The organism is uncultured Porphyromonas sp., from assembly GCF_905372525.1.
Taxonomy (GTDB): Bacteria; Bacteroidota; Bacteroidia; order Bacteroidales; family Porphyromonadaceae; genus Porphyromonas.
The window spans coordinates 1-15,539 of the sequence record NZ_CAJPPN010000053.1 but is presented as its reverse complement, the minus strand read 5'-3'; the positions used below and the strand labels follow the sequence as shown (position 1 = coordinate 15,539).

At 56.7% G+C, this 15,539-nt stretch carries 12 protein-coding genes; 1 reads left to right on the top strand and 11 read right to left on the bottom strand.

The genetic code is table 11. The features are described 5' to 3' along the window. Together dnaG and kdsB are read right to left on the bottom strand one after the other, a co-directional pair. Positions 1 to 1,394, bottom strand: a 1,394-nt coding sequence (gene dnaG, locus QZ170_RS08360; RefSeq protein WP_297179835.1) for a DNA primase, incomplete at its 3' end; no start/stop codon positions are given. Positions 1,395 to 1,408: 14 nt separating this feature from the next. Next, on the bottom strand, positions 1,409 to 2,149 hold the full coding sequence (gene kdsB / locus QZ170_RS08355; protein ID WP_297179833.1) for a 3-deoxy-manno-octulosonate cytidylyltransferase: 741 nt from the start codon (positions 2,147 to 2,149) through the stop codon (positions 1,409 to 1,411). 1,201 nt (positions 2,150 to 3,350) lie between these two features. Between kdsB and QZ170_RS08350 the strand changes: the two genes are divergently transcribed. Continuing rightward, a complete protein-coding gene (locus QZ170_RS08350; RefSeq protein WP_297179830.1) occupies positions 3,351 to 3,482 on the top strand; it encodes a hypothetical protein in 132 nt (43 codons plus the stop codon). A 14-nt stretch (positions 3,483 to 3,496) separates the two neighbouring features. Here the strand turns inward: QZ170_RS08350 and QZ170_RS08345 are convergent, their stop codons facing one another. The 9 genes from QZ170_RS08345 to QZ170_RS08305 form a co-directional block, all read right to left on the bottom strand. Beyond that, positions 3,497 to 6,637 carry a TonB-dependent receptor gene (locus QZ170_RS08345; RefSeq protein ID WP_297179828.1) on the bottom strand — a complete coding sequence of 1,047 codons (3,141 nt, stop codon included), beginning with the start codon at positions 6,635 to 6,637 and terminating at the stop codon, positions 3,497 to 3,499. Between the two features lie 258 nt (positions 6,638 to 6,895). Further along, positions 6,896 to 7,441, bottom strand: coding sequence for a 30S ribosomal protein S16 (locus QZ170_RS08340; protein ID WP_297179824.1), 546 nt, complete (start codon positions 7,439 to 7,441; stop codon positions 6,896 to 6,898). Between the two features lie 214 nt (positions 7,442 to 7,655). Further along, on the bottom strand, positions 7,656 to 8,087 hold the full coding sequence (gene secG / locus QZ170_RS08335; protein ID WP_297179821.1) for a preprotein translocase subunit SecG: 432 nt from the start codon (positions 8,085 to 8,087) through the stop codon (positions 7,656 to 7,658). 8 nt (positions 8,088 to 8,095) lie between these two features. After that, entirely contained in the window at positions 8,096 to 8,773 is a 678-nt protein-coding gene (locus QZ170_RS08330) for a hypothetical protein (protein WP_297179818.1), read from the bottom strand. 2 nt (positions 8,774 to 8,775) lie between these two features. After that, a complete protein-coding gene (locus tag QZ170_RS08325; RefSeq protein WP_297179816.1) occupies positions 8,776 to 9,300 on the bottom strand; it encodes an LptE family protein in 525 nt (174 codons plus the stop codon). Continuing rightward, on the bottom strand, positions 9,281 to 10,594 hold the full coding sequence (locus QZ170_RS08320) for a sigma-54 dependent transcriptional regulator (protein ID WP_297179812.1): 1,314 nt from the start codon (positions 10,592 to 10,594) through the stop codon (positions 9,281 to 9,283). Before QZ170_RS08320 ends, QZ170_RS08325 begins: the two co-directional genes overlap by 20 nt. 170 nt (positions 10,595 to 10,764) lie before the next feature. Further along, positions 10,765 to 12,177: an MFS transporter gene (locus QZ170_RS08315; RefSeq protein WP_297179809.1), complete on the bottom strand. Its 1,413-nt coding sequence runs from the start codon at positions 12,175 to 12,177 to the stop codon at positions 10,765 to 10,767. A 5-nt stretch (positions 12,178 to 12,182) separates the two neighbouring features. Continuing rightward, positions 12,183 to 13,517, bottom strand: coding sequence for a folylpolyglutamate synthase/dihydrofolate synthase family protein (locus QZ170_RS08310; protein WP_297179806.1), 1,335 nt, complete (start codon positions 13,515 to 13,517; stop codon positions 12,183 to 12,185). 8 nt (positions 13,518 to 13,525) lie between these two features. Further along, positions 13,526 to 14,812: an adenylosuccinate synthase gene (locus tag QZ170_RS08305; RefSeq protein WP_297179803.1), complete on the bottom strand. Its 1,287-nt coding sequence runs from the start codon at positions 14,810 to 14,812 to the stop codon at positions 13,526 to 13,528. Positions 14,813 to 15,539: the final 727 nt, after the last annotated feature.

Genomic DNA, 15,539 nt, shown 5'->3' with positions numbered 1-15,539 from the left:
GGCTCGTAGGGGGAGGGCTGGGCAGGAGGCTGAGTAGGAGCAGTGGTCGAAGGCTGCTGTGGCGTATAGTGCCCCTGTGCCGTGATGCCCTGACGGCGGAGCTTATTGACCTCCGAGGTCAGGAGCTGCTCATCCATCCTGAGGATGCTCGCAGAGCTCTGGAGCAGTACTGCTCGCTGGATCATATCGGGGATGAGGGCGATGCTACGCATGATGTCGGAGATGAGCTCGGCTCGACGAAGCGGGTCGTGCTCCATCTCGTCACGGAAGAGGTCTATCTTGAAGTGGATGAAGTCCGTCTCGTGCTCATTGAGGAAGGCCTGTAGCTCGGCACTGCTGTGACTACGAGCGAAGGAGTCGGGGTCTTCGCCGTCGGGGAGTAGGACGACCTTGATGCTAAAGCCCTCCTCCAGCAGGAGATCAATCCCCCTAAGGGCTGCCTTGATCCCCGCTTGGTCGCCGTCATAGAGGACAGTGATATTGGTCGTGAAGCGTCGGATGAGCCGTATCTGCTCGATCGTCAGTGCCGTACCCGAGGAGGAGACAACATTCTCGATCCCCGACTGGTGCATGGAGAGCACATCGGTATAGCCCTCCACGAGGTAGCACTTATTGGCCTTGGAGATGGCACTCTTTGCCCAATAGAGCCCGTAGAGCTCACGGCTCTTGGAGTAGATCAGGCTCTCGGGGGAGTTGAGGTACTTAGCGATCTTGTCCCGCTTGCTCATGATACGACCACCGAAGGCGACATAGCGTCCACTGAGGTTGCGCACAGGGAAGATCACTCGCCCACGGAAGCGGTCGAAGGCAGTCGTCTGCCCCTCGGGCTGGATGGATAGCCCCACCTCGACAAGTCGCTTGAGCGAGTAACCTGCTCGCTCTGCCGCTGTCGTTAGGCTCGATCGGTCCTCGGGGGAGTAGCCGAGCCCAAACTTCGCTATCGTCTCCTCTCGGATGCCTCGCTCACGGAAGTAAGCCAGACCCACGGCTCGCCCCTCCTCGCTCTCTAGCAGCTGGTCTCGGAAGAACTTCGCCGCAAAGTCATTGAGGATAAAGAGCGACTCACGCTCATTATTGCGTTGCTTCTCCTCCTCGGTCTCCTCCCGCTCGACGACCTCGATGTTGTACTTCTTGGCCAGGTACTTGAGTGCCTCGCTGTAGGAGAGCTGCTCGTGCTTCATGATGAAGTTTAGAGGCGTACCTCCCTCCCCACAGGAGAAGCATTTGCAGATATTCTTGGCGGGATTGACGTAGAACGAAGGGTTCCTATCGCTATGGAAGGGGCATAGACCGACATAGTTCACCCCCTGACGGCGCAGGGTGATGAAGTCACTGACGACATCCAGGATCTGTGCTGTATCGAGGATGCGCTGGCGGGTCTGCTGATCGATCAAGGCCGTATAGGAGCTTAGGGGTGTAGCTGGCTAATGCGTGCAAGGTCCTCGGGGGTATCGATCCCGACCGTGGGCTCATCGGTGAGCTGTACCTGTATGTGTAGGCCTGCCGAGAGCCATCTCAGCTGCTCTAGGCTCTCCCCTTGCTCCAGAGGAGAGGCGGGTAACGAGCCTAGGCGATCCAGCAGGCTCGTGCGGAAGGCATAGAGTCCGATGTGCTTCAGATACTCATGCTGTGCAGCCCAAGCTCCCTCTACCCCTCTCAGATAGGGGATGACGGAGCGACTGAAGTAGAGGGCTCGTCCCGAGGAGGCACGTACGACCTTCACGGCATTGGGGTTGGCAAGCTCCTCATTGGTCGCTGTCGGGGGGAAGGGTTGAGCGAGTGTAGCGATCTGGGTCTCGGGGTCATCGAAGGCTCGGACCAACTGGCGGATATGCTCCTCGGCGATAAAGGGCTCATCCCCCTGAAGGTTGATAAGCACATCAGCCTCCTGCCCCAGACGCTCATAGGCTTCTAGGCAACGGGAGGTGCCGGAGCTATGATTGCCCGTGGTGAGGATCGCCCGATAGCCAGCCTGCGTGACTACGTCATAGATACGTTGGTCATCGGTAGCCACGGCCACCTCGGGGGTCACGAGGAGAGCCCGCTCTACGACATGCAGGATCATGGGCTTGCCCTGGATCAGCACAAGGGGCTTACCGGGGAAGCGTGTCGAGGCATAGCGAGCGGGGATAAGGGTAAGGATACGCATAATAGGGTCTGTCCATACTCCGAGCTCTGTCCTTAGAGCCCGATAGAATAACGAAAGATACGACATTTCCAGAAAAAGCCCTCACTACCATCCCTATCTCCCGTAGACAAAAGCCTTTATTCGCCTCCACCCCTAACCGCCATCGTGCGCCCCACATCCCTGTTATCGCCATCTCCACATCCCCATAATCGCTCCTCCTACATTCCGCACATCCCTCTATGAGCACCCCCACATCCTAGCCATCACGCCCCCACTCTTCCACACATCCCTCTATGAGCGCCCTCACATTCCAGCCTTCACTCCCCCACTCTTCCCCACATCTCTCTATGAGCGCCCTCACATTCCAGCCATCGCTCCCCGACTCTTCCCGCACCTCTCTATGAGCATCCCCACATTCTAGCCATCACTCCCCCACTCTTCCCGCACCTCTCTCTATGAGCATCCCCACATTCCTGCCATCACTCCCCCACTCTTCCCGACATCCCTCTATGAGCACCCTCACATTCCTGCCATCACTTCCCCACTCTTCCACACATCCCTCTATGAGCGCCCTCACATTCCAGCCTTGACGCCCCCCAAATCCCTACCATCGTTACTATCGCTCCACTTATACCCTCAGAGCCAATGGATGATCTCTTTTAGTATGCTTCTCGCTTTGATTCTTTAGCTCTTTGACGATAACCTTTCATGCCCAAGGAGGTATCTTAGCCGTATCTCTGGAACGCTAGACGTGAGTCCCGAGCAACGTAGTACAAAAGAGCCCCACAGAGGACATACCTAGAGCGATGTAGTGTACACGCGTGTATACTTCTGTGTACACGTTGGTACACTATGGTATACACACATGTACACTATTCCCTCCTAACTCGCTCTGTATCGCAGACTCTGAAAGGGCACTAGAGGACATACCGAGAGGACTTGACCGGACATATAATGTTCGCCTCCGTCACCTATGTAAGGTGACGGAGGCGAACATACCGAGTCCTCTTCTGGGCTCATTATAGGTCTGTGCACCCACTCACGAGAGGGTCGATATTCCCCCAACGGAGAGGGTGAAGCTCTACTCCTTGAGCCTTATCCAAGCACACACTACGATACTTTGGCAGAGAGGGTGCTCTCCCCTTCCCCCTACCTAGTACACATTACGACACCCCGGCAGAGAGGGGAAGGTGGAGGGAGAGCGTTGGGGTGCAAAAGAAAGATGAACGAGCTAAGCGATGGCGAAGAGGTCGTAGGGCGCAGTGAAGGACAGGAAGTCGGAGCAAAGACAGAGGAAGTAAAAAAGAGAGGGGCTACACCCCAAGTGAGGTGTAGCCCCTATAGGCTGAAGTAGCCTAAGAATAATGCCTAGAACGTGTACTTGATACCGACCTGTGCTCTCCAGCGAGAGTTGATATCAGAGTATGTCCAGGGGTGAGGGGTAGATGAGGAGAAACTGTATTCCTTCTTTTTCTCGTCATACGTGAGGGGCGAGATGCTGTTGTACTTTACCCTTGGCTCCATCCCCCAGCCTCGGTTGAGGAGGTTGCCGATATTGATGATGTCGGCATTGAGCTGTAGGGTATGACGGCGACCACCGACGTTGAGGTAGAAGTCCTGAGCGAAGTGTAGGTCGAACTTGTGGAAGAAGGGAGCCATGAAGGCATTACGTGGAGCGATCTTACCCTTGTAGGCAGCGATGTCTGGGTGATCCTTGAGGAACTGCTCATAGGTGTAGGCAGACCACTTACCCTTGAGTGCCGTCTCGGGGAGATAAGCGAGGTCATTAGATCCCTTACCATCACCATTGAGGTCTGTGTAGGAGAGGACAGAGTAACGAGGGCCAGACTGACCGGTGTAGATGATACCGATGGTCGTAGCGAAGTTCTTGGCATACTCTACACGATAGTTGAGCTGACCGACGATGCGGTGGCGAGTATCGAAGTTGGAGTAGTAGAGCTCGTCGCCATTGATATCATTGGAGTAGTTGTAGATCCAGTTGGAGACAGCCTGTGAGGAAAGTCCATCATTGGCAGCCTTCGTCTCCCCAAAGGTATAGGCAACAGAGGCATCGAGGCCGAAGGCAAAGTCCTTGCTGAGGGTAGCAGTGAGGTTGTAGCTATATCCCTTAGAGGAGTTCGACATATGGATGAGGTTGGAGTACTTATTGCGCTCTACTCTGTTGTAGACCGTACGCTTGACACCATTACCATGATCCATCGGAGTAGTCTCCTCGAGACCAAGATCCTTGTAGCGGATATTATTGAGGGTCTTGGTGTACATTCCCTCAAGTGTAGCCTTGATGCCGAAAGGCAGGCGGGCCTCGAAGGCGAGGTTAGAGCGCCAGACCTGAGGATAGACGAAGTTCTTACCTACCATATCGATCTCCGTGGAGCCTGGTAGCATATTAGCTTGCCCCTGAGGGGAGAGAGGATCGGCGGTGAAGCGGACGTTATTGCGGGCATCATCGTTGTCGCGAGAGGTACGAGCGTACTCAATACCACTATTGGAGAAGCTATTGGAGATCCAGACGAAGGGGACACGCCCAGTGAAGATACCCGATCCCCCACGCAGGAGATAGCGGTTGTCATCGTCTATCGTATAGCGGAAGCCAAAGCGGGGAGAGAAGAGAGGCTTGAGGGGAGGAAGGTAGTTATTGGTAACACCATGCTTCTGAGCCAGCGCAGAGCTATTGAATGCTGCGTTAGCCGTCGGACGGTCTATGAAGAAAGGCATATCGATACGTAGCCCGAGGGTGAGACGGAGTTTGTCCGATACCTTCCACTCGTCCTGTGCATAGAGGCCGATCTGCCCTGCGGTAAAGCGTGGAGCCCAGCGAGGGTCGTTGGTAACCGCCGTATTGACGGAGGAGTAGTTGAAGTTCTGTGGACCTATCTCATCGGCTGTACCGATCTTCAGGAAGTCCTCGAGTCCAGTAACCTCGATTGGTTTGTTAGGATCTAGTGGATTGGGGACCTTTCGGTTGCGATAAGAGTAGGCTCCGTAGAGGTTGGCGATAAAGAGGTTCCTCATACGGAAGAGCTCGTTATGCGTCCCGAAGGTGAAGCTGTGGTTACCGAGGTTGAGCGAGAGGTTGTTGGTCAGCGAGAAGATGTCCTGATCTAGCTCGTTGGCGGGAGTATGCTGATCCACCCCAGCCTGTATCTGACGGTTTGACCCGAGGTCAATAGAGAGGAAGGGGAAGGGCTTACCATTGTAGAAACGCTTGTCACGGATACCGCTGTAGCTGACGCGTAGCTCATTGGAGAGATTGGCATTCAGCTTAGAGTTCAGCTCAGCGACGATGGTGTTGGTGATGCTACGTCTGTAGTACCCCGTATTGTAGAAGAGCATACTAGTGGGGGTGTTGCTGAAGACGTAGGGCTTGTCGTTGATGTGACTGTAGCGCAGGGTCAGGTGATGGGCCTGATTGATATTCCAGTCGAGACGGAAGAGCCCCTTGTAGGTACGGTTGGGGATGTCTCGTGACTGGTATCCGCCAGCATCGTAGCCGAGTTCCTTGAGCTTCTGCTGTACCTTGTCGGCTTCCTCCTTGGTGATCTTGGAGTTCTGATCCCCTGCGATGTAGTTGGAGGGATAGACCTGATTGATGAACTCCCCGTTAGCGAAGAAGAAGAGCTTGTCTTGAATGATTGGCCCACCGAAGGTAAAGCCGACGGTATTCTCATACTGCTTGTCGAGCTTCTTGCGGTTCTTGACGTCCTTGCCCGGAGTCGTGCCAAAGAAATCCTGGTTGTAGTAGTAGTCGTAGACGGATCCGTGGAAGGTATTCGTCCCAGACTTGGTGATCGCATTCATCCCCCCGCCCGTGAAGCCAGACTGACGGACATCGAAGGGTGCGATGACGACCTGTAGTGCGTCGATAGCCTCAAGCGAGACAGAATTCTTGCCCGAGGTACCGAGACCGAAGACGTCGTTGTTCACTGCACCGTCGATCTGGAAGCTATTGAAGCGGCTGTTGGCACCAGCGAAGGAGCCATTACCATTGGACTGAGGCGTGAGCTTAGCGATATCGTAGATACTACGAGATACGGAGGGCACACGCTCGATGCTACGGCGAGAGAAGCTCGATCCTGCACCAGTCTTCTGGAGGTTGAAGTTGCTCCCCTTCTGCCCGGTGACGACGACGTCGGTGAGCTGGGTAGCTCCATCCTTCATCTTGATATTGAAGGTCTCCGCCTCTCCGAGGGCGAGGTGGATATTACGTAGCGTGATCGTCTCGAAGCCAATGTAAGAGATGGTGAGGGTGTAGGGGCCACCGGGTCGCATCCCTACGATACTGAAGTTCCCCTTGGCGTTCGTCACGGCGCCATAGGTCGTCCCTGAGGGGAGGTGCTTAGCTACGACGGTTGCTCCGACTAGGACTTCCTTGTTGGCCTCCTCGGTGATCGTCCCGTTGACGGATGAGGTCGTCACCTGTGCCCACAGTGTAGGTGAGCAGAGGCAGAGCGCCATGAGTGCGAAGAAACGAAGTAAGTACTTCTTCATGTGTGCGAGTTGTGTTTAGTCTGTGATTCTATCAGTCTGTAGATGGAGAGAGAGGAGGGAGATCGGCTAGGGCTGTGTAGCCTACTTCCATCCGAGAGGGATGTCCTAGAGCTGAGCTTCGTTAGTGAGTACCTTGTAGGGGGCTTTTATAAATGGTTCAACGGATACCCGTACTCCACTCCCCATAGGGGGGTATGGAGGGACAGATATCCGTTGTATTCCATCGAAGACATCTCTATTCCAAGAGAGGAGGTCGACTTAAGCTTCTGCTGGGGCTTCCTCTGTAGCTGGAGTATCTTGTGCTTCTTCAGCGGGGGCTTCAGCGGCGGCCTTAGCCTCTGCCTCTGCCTGCTTCTTGGCAGCTACCACAGCAGCCTTTGCCTTGTTTGCAGCCTGCTCAGCTTCGAGGGCAGCCTTAGCTTCGCTAGCCTTCTTCTTTGCTAGAGCATCCTTGAGGGTGCCGAGTTCACCAGCCTTCTGAGCCTTCCATGCTTCGAACTTCTTCTCAGCAGCAGCTTCGTCGAAGGCGCCCTTCTTGACTCCCTCTAGGAGGTGCTTCTTCAGCAGGACTCCCTCATGAGAGAGGATACTACGGGCGGTGTCGGAGGGCTGAGCACCGACGGAGAGCCAATGCAGCGCGCGCTCGAAGTCCAAGTCTACTGTGGCAGGCTCGGTGTTGGGGTTGTAGGTACCGAGCTTCTCAATAAACTTGCCATCTCGTGGCGCTCTACTGTCTGCTACCACGATCTTGTAGAAGGGATAAGCCTTACGACCATGGCGTTGCAATCTAATCTTAGTTGCCATTAAACTTGTAATTGTTGTTTAGTTACTTCTGCTTCGTTGCATTAGTCGGCGACAAAGGTAATAAAAATCCTTTATCTGAGAGCCCTCTCAGCGTCGGTGCGCTCCTCCATGCCCCCCTAGGACGACGATACCCGCAGGGTCACACGCTCCTTGGGGTGTAATCCTACGGGTATCCTCTGATATATCCCCCTTGCTCTAGGAGCAGGATGGGTGACTACTGCGCTGCGGGGGCAGGTGCTGCAGGGGCGCTGGGGCTCTCTGCAGGAGTGCTGGGGCTAGTAGCGGGAGCACTAGGGGCACCAGCAGGAGTATTGGAGTTCCCGGTGGGAGCTTCTCCCCCGAAGTTAGGCAGAGCAGCTGGGGCAGATCCCTTGGCAGCGTTCTGCTCTAGTACCTCCTGAGTGCGAGAGGAGGCGTTGGTACCGGTACTGGTGAAGCGGGTAGAGACGATACACAGGACAGCGACGGTGCCGAAGAGCCACCACGTAGCCTTCTCTAGTACATCGGTCGTCTTGCGTACCCCCATAATATTATTGGTCGAGGCGAAGGGAGAGGCTAGTCCTCCACCCTTGGACTTCTGTACGATCACCAGCAAGACCAGCCCAATGGAGGCAAGCAGGATGAGTACGGAGAGAAAGTAGAACATATTCCTATCTATTTATCTATTGTATTATTCTCTATAATGCGCTCGAGGAAGCGTATCTGGTCTGCAAAGAAACGACTTTTCTCTGGATAATTCAAACTGAGAGAGCGGATAATCCTCAGAGCCTTATCATAATGCCCCTGCTGGATATAGATCCTAGAGAGGCTCTCGGAGAGCATTCCTTCCTCCTCGTCCTCTCCCTCACTCTGGGACGAAGAGGTCGGGGTGGATGATGCCTTGGACTCCATATCGAGGGAGGGCAGGAGGTCATCAAGCCCTGCCTCTTGTGCTGCAGACTCTTCCCCGGCGAAGTAGTCATTCGTCGCAGGAGTACCCTCTAAGTGGAGGCTCTCTGGGAGTGCTTCACCCGAGGAGCGTGCCCCCTCGAGGTAGGTATCAATGAGGGCAAAGGGGTCGGGCTCAGCTTGTGCCGTCGTAGTGGCCTCCGCCGTAGGGCGACGGCTCTCTACGAGACGAAAGAGTCGCTCCCGATCGGGCAGTATAGGAGCCAAGCGACGGAGCTCGGAGGGATAGCGTACATCCTCTGCTATACACAGATTATAGAGGTACAGCAAGGCGAAGACCCCACAGTAAGGATAGGCCTCATAGAGCTGCGTGACATCAGGCAGCGTCTCGGGGGTCAGACGGTCGGGGTCAGCTAGGTAGCTATATAGTTCTTCTCGGCGCATCTTTACCAGTTCTCTACGGTAGCATTGAAGATCTGCTTGATCAGATCCTCGGTGATCTCTCGGAGCAAGTCGTCCTGCACCCCCACGAAGGGCTGGGAGCGGGGGAAGTCCCGGTAGGCCTTGAAGGAGCGATCAAAGCTCTCCTTCTCATTGGCTCGGTTCACGTACTTCACCTGTACCGTGACGGTGAAGACCGTGCGCTCAGCGAAGTTGTCCTGTCCTATCGACATCGGGGCTAGGTCGTAGCCCGTGATCGTGCAGTGCAGCTCTAGGTCTCCGGCCTGGGGCACTAGATCCAGTCGGGTACGGCTGACATAGTAGTCCTTGAGCTGTTCGGTGAAGCTCGCCGCTAGGGGTGGATATACGATCGGCGCCTTGTTGAAGACTTCATCTATGGAGATAGTCTTGAGCTGGGTGTAGTCGATCGCTCCGCCGTTGAACTTGTAGCTCACACTACAGCCCAGGCTGAGCAGACAGACGAGGGCGCAGGTGACCAGAGCACTGAGCCTATTCCGCATCGATACCATATTCTTTGATCTTTCTATATAGGGTGCGCTCGGAGATCTTCAGATCCTCCGCTGCAGGACGACGTCGCCCCTCGTGACGAGCCAGCGCTGCGATGATCATGTTGCGCTCAGCCTCCTCGAGCGATAGGGGTTGCTCCATGTAGTCGGGCTCCTCATCATGTACCTTGGGGGAGGGGGTAGAGGGACGAGGCACACTGACGACCGCCTCTCTAGGGGTAATCTCCACAGAATGGATAGGCGTGTGGACATAGCCTTCCTGCGCAGGATGGAGCTGTGCGGGCAATGCCGTCGCTAGGTCGCTCGTGCTGTAGTCTGCATGGGCGGTCGGTGACGAGGGTATCTTCACCTCTCCCCGCATGATCCCAGCCACGAGGCTCTTCATCTCCGCCATATCCTTCTTCATATCGAAGAGCACCTGATAGAGTATCTCACGCTCGTTAGCGAAGGAGCTCCCTTCGCTCCCCGTATAGGCACTCTGGCGGAGCGCTGGATGGTAGTCTCCCTCGGGTGTGCGGGGGAGGTACTTACGGGCGATCTCAGCCGTCACTTCTCGCTTCTCCTCCAGCACGCTCACACGGTCGGTGAAGTTGCGTAGCTCACGTATATTCCCGGGCCAGCGGTAGCTCTGCAGGAGCTCCGTCGCCTCGGGGGTAAGGCGCAGTGGGGGCATGTTGTACCGCTCTGCACTCATGGAGGCGAAGAACCGGAAGAGGAGCGGGATGTCCTGTACTCGGCTACGTAGGGGAGGAACCTCGATAGGGACAGTATTTAGGCGAAAGAGTAGGTCTTCACGGAAACGGCCACGCTCCACAGCATCCTGGAGGTTCACATTCGTTGCCGCTATGATGCGCACATCGGTCTTCTGCGCTTGGCTTGCTCCGACAGGGATGAACTCACCCGTCTCCAGCACACGCAGAAGACGTGCCTGTGTGGCTAAGGGTAGCTCGCCCACCTCGTCGAGGAAGATCGTCCCCCCCGAAGCCTCCTGAAAGTAGCCCTTACGATCGGTGATAGCCCCCGTGAAGGAGCCCTTGAGATGACCGAAAAGCTCCGAGTCGATCGTCCCCTCGGGGATCGCTCCACAGTTCACAGCGATATAGGGGCCGTGCTTGCGGATGCTATTCTGGTGGATGATCTTAGGGAAGTTCTCCTTCCCCACTCCACTCTCCCCGATAACGAGTACGGACATATCCGTAGGGGCGACCTGGACCGCTACACGGATAGCATGGTCGAGGAGGGGGCTCGTGCCTATGATCCCAAAGCGATGCTTGATCGGCTGAATATCTATGCTCATCTGTCTGTCTAATCGTTTCGCCTTACAAAGATACACAAGTACCCCCATATAGGTTCCCCCGCAATCTCCGGGACGTCTCTAGGGGAAACATCTCGGAGGTTACGGGGGGAACCGCAGTAGTGGATATGAGGGCGCCTCAGAGGAGGCTCTTCGGACACCCTCGTAGGGGGCTACTTCTTGACGTTGGGGAGCTCCAGCCCATAGCCCTTCTTCTTGTCTACGACCTTCAGGAAGGCACTAAGCACGAAGGCAGCGACACCGAAGCTAGCGAAGATGAGCATCGCCAGCGTGTAGTCCTTGGGCTGACCCTCGGGCACATTCTTGTTCACGCTGTCCAGCACGCTACCCACGATGATAGGCACAGACATCAGACCGACGTTCTGTATCCAGAAGATAGCCGAGTAGGCAGAGCCCAGCACCTTGTTGTCGATGAGCTTAGGTACGGAAGGCCAGAGCGTAGCAGGCACGAGTGAGAAGGAGATCCCGAGGAGTATAATCGCAGCGAAGGCCACGACCGTACTCGAGCTCGTCCCAGAGACGAAGGGATACAGCGCAAAGGTCATGTGGCAGACGATCATCAGGACGGAGCCAAGGATGAGCATCGTCGCCCCCTTGCCCCTACGGTCAAGGAAGAAGCCTAAGAAGGGAGTGACAATCATAGCCCCGATAGGATAGTAACTGAATATATCCGAAGCCTCCTCCAGCTCGAAGCCCACCTTATAGTGGAGCATCTCTGTGGCAAACTTCTGGAAGGGGAAGATCGCCGAGTAGTAAAGGACACAGAGGAGGGCTACGATCCAGAAGATACCCTTACCGAAGACCTTACCGAGGTCACTGAACTTAAAGGGCTCTTCCTCCTCTACTTCCTCTGCACCGATCTCCTTGTCCAGAGCACGATCCATGAACCAGTATACGACATAGAGGATAAGGCCGATGCACAGCAGGAGTGCGCAGAAGATCACCGGAGCCTCTACCGTCTCAAACTTCTTGGAGAGCCAAGGAGAGACACGGAAGATCATCCAGACCCCGAAGCGAGCTAGCGCCATCTCGATACCCATAGCGAGAGCCATATCACGACCCTTGAACCACTTGACGATCGCACGGGACACCGTCACACCTGCCATCTCAGTACCACAGCCAAAGATCATGAACCCGAGGCAGGCAAGCAGAGCCGTCGGGGGAAGCTCCCAGCCAAAGGCATTCCTGAGTCCTCCGGTGAGGCCACTAATCGTCTCATAGCCTACCCCACCATTGCGGAAAGTCTCGCTAAGGGCATAGACCTTGAGCAGAGCCCCTAGGACCATCAGAGAGCCTGAGAGGAGTGCTGTGAAGCGGACGCCCATCTTATCGAGGATGATCCCTGCGAAGATTAGGAAGCCCACAAAGACGTTGAGGAAGAATTCACTCCCCCCATAAAGTCCGAAGACTGTAGAGTTCCACCCGAGCTCCTTCTCTACAAGGATCTTGACGGGCGAGAGCACGTCGACGAACATGTAGGCAAAGAACATCGTCAGGGAAACTAGCGCTAGCGCTCCCCAGCGAGCTGCGGGTTTGTCCCGGAGGGAGCTACGTTGTTGTTCCATAGAGATTATAATTTGTGAGTTGATTGATATTCTAGTAAATCTGCCACGAGGAAGTTGCTTCCCCCGACGAAGAGGACATCCCCTCGCTCCCGCTCTGCCTGTGCCGTCTCCAGCGCAGAGGCTAGTGTCGGGAAGGCTCGCCCCCGCAGGCCACACTCCATAGCTAGACGGAGGAGCTCGCCGGACGGCATCGCCCTAGGGACAGAGGCCTCGGTGAAGTAATAGGTCGCCTCGGGGGGAAGGCTCGAGAGGGCGGAGGTAATATCCTTGTCGCTGACCATGCCGAAGATGATCCTCAGGGGACGCCCTAGGGCGCGTAGCCCCTCGGTGACGTAGCGAATGCCCTCCTCGTTGTGCCCTGTGTCGCAGATGAGTAGCGGGTCTCTCTCCACGATCTCCCAGCGTCCTCGGAGCCCCGTCCTCAGGGCTACCTCCTGCAGGCCTACTCGTAGAGCCTCCTCTGGGACGTCGAGCCCCACAGAGGGGAAGAGGTGGACGGCCGAGAGGATCGTCCTCAGGTTCAGCCGCTGGACGCTCCCCTGTAGGCCGAAGAAGACCGTAGGGGTGGAGAGGAGCCGTGGAGGGGTGCTGAGGACGGCCGAGGAGGGATCGAGCATGAAGAGCTGCCCGTGGGGCTGTGGCTCTACCGTGGAGACAACGACCTCCTCGTCAGCGAAGGTAATAGGTGCACATAGCTCCTGAGCTCGCTTGACGAAGACCTGGCGGACCTCCGACTCCTCGGCATGCCCGATGACCACTGGGGTCTTAGCCTTGATGATGCCCGCCTTCTCCCCAGCGATCGCCGTGAGGGTCTCCCCGAGGTACTGCGTATGGTCTAGGCTGATGCCCGTGATGATGGAGAGTAGGGGCTGGATGATGTTGGTACTATCAAGTCTGCCCCCCATACCTACCTCGATCACGGCGATATCGACGTGAGCCTCGCGGAAGTACACGAGTGCCATGAGGGTCGTGAGCTCAAAGAACGAGGGGCGGTGCTGCTCGACCAGAGGACCGACCTCCGCTACAAAGCGTGTGACAAACTCCTCACTTACCACCTCTCCATCCACTCGGATACGCTCCCTGAAGTCCACGAGATGGGGCGAGGTGAATAGCCCCACTCGGTAGCCAGCGGCCATGAGGATACTGGCTAGGCTGTGCGAGGTAGATCCCTTGCCGTTCGTCCCCGCTACATGGATCGTCCGGTAGGCCGTGTGCGGATGCTGGTAGTAGCTATCGAGGGCTCGGGTGGTCTCCAACCCAGGCTTGTAGGCACCCCCACCCTCTCGCTGGAAGACAGGGGTGGCCGTGTAGAGGAAGTGCAGTGCCTCCTGATAGGTCATCGTGGTGCTTAGTGAGGCAGGAGCGTGGGGCGTAGGGTGATGGTCTGCTCCCGGTCGGGTCCTACGGAGGCTATGGCAATGGGGACACCGACAGAGCGCTCTATGAAGTCGATATAGTCACGGAGCTCCTGCGGGAACTCTACCACGGAGCGTAGGCGAGAGGTATCGCACCGCCAGCCAGGGAGCTCCTCGTAGAGAGGCTCTATATCGCCCGTGAGCTCATAGGGCATCTCCTCCGTCTCTACGTCCCCGATGCGATAGCGGGTGCAGACACGTATCGTGTCGAAGGTGTCGAGGACGTCGCTCTTCATCATGATCAGCCTAGTCACCCCGCTCAGCATGATGGTGTAGCGGAGCGCCACGAGGTCTAGCCAGCCACAGCGCCGACGGCGCCCCGTGACCGAGCCGAACTCATGCCCGAGGGTGCAGAGCTGCTCGCCCGTCTCATCCTCTAGCTCTGTAGGGAAGGGGCCCGAGCCGACGCGCGTACAGTAGGCCTTGAAGATCCCATAGACCTCGCCGATACTCCGTGGGGCGATCCCTAGCCCCGTACAGCAGCCCGCAGCGATGGTGTTGCTGGAGGTAACGAAGGGATAGGAACCGAAGTCGATGTCCAGCATCGAGCCCTGTGCCCCCTCGGCCAATACTCGGCGCCCCTCATGTAGGGCATGGCTCAGGTACAGCTCACTATCGACGAGCGTATACTGACGGAGGTACTCGATCGACTCAAGCCAAGTACGCTCCAGCGTCTCGAGGCCCTCGGTAGGATAGTCGTAGGCACGGAGTAGGGTCAGGTGGCGCTGTCTAGCCTCCTGGTACTTGCGAGCGAAGTCGTGCTCTATGTCCCCGACACGTAGTCCGGTACGAGCGACCTTGTCCGTATAGGTTGGGCCGATCCCCTTGCCTGTCGTCCCGACCTTGGCATCGCCCTTCATCGCCTCCTGTGCCGCATCTATCAGGCGGTGCGTGGGTAGGATGAGGTGTGCCTTGCGGGAGATCACGAGTCGTCCCTTCAGGTCATGGCCACTGCGAGAAAGCGACTCTGCCTCCTCACGGAATAGGATGGGGTCGAGGACGACACCACTGCCGATCACATTGACCTTATCCCCCTGGAAGATCCCTGAGGGTATGGAGCGAAGGATGTATTTGTTGCCCTCAAACTCCAGCGTATGCCCTGCATTGGGCCCGCCCTGGAAACGGGCGATGAGGTCATAGGCAGGCGTCAGGACGTCTACGATCTTTCCCTTGCCTTCGTCGCCCCATTGTAGTCCGAGCAGGACATCTACCTTTTCCATTGCACTGTCATGTATTTGTTCCATATAATCAAGTGTTGAGCAGGCACTGAGTGCCCGGCCTGCGCCACACACGGCGACCTCCATCCCATGAGCACCACACAGGGAGACGCATGATAGGAGGCAACTCGCACAGCACAAATATACTCTTTTTTGGTCACGACCCCTATGCCCGCCCGCCTCACTCTAGGGGAGGGCACATGAAATCACTAGAGGCCGAGGGCTAGCTAGCCGAGGTGCATCCACTGCAGATAGGGAGATCTGCGCCCTAGGAGTGTCCGTACTCTGAGGGCTAGACGCACCGGGCATACACTCCTCACCTAGGGGGGTAGTGTGTACACGCGTGTACACTGCAGTATACTCACGTGTATACTCTTGTGTACACGCGTGTACACTGTCCCGCTCTAGGTATGTCCCCCATGGGGCACTCATCTAGGTGTGTACCCTCGGGGCTAACATCATCGGTACCAGGGGCTAAGGCTAGGATGCCTCGAGGCGAGGGAAAGCCCTGCCCGAGAGATCCAATAGATGGGGGCGGCTGAGGGAGAGCTCGTGCAGGCTCTGTTCCCTACCCTAGGGGTATCGAGGCTCACCCTAGGACTGTCGTGGGTGGTCTAGGGACGGTGCTCTCTCGGCTCATACCCCGCCTCCCCCCCGTAGGGCGGCACTAGGCCGGGGGAGAGAGCGGGAGCAGCTCCGCATACCTCTAGCAGAGCGGGGGCTGAGGGGG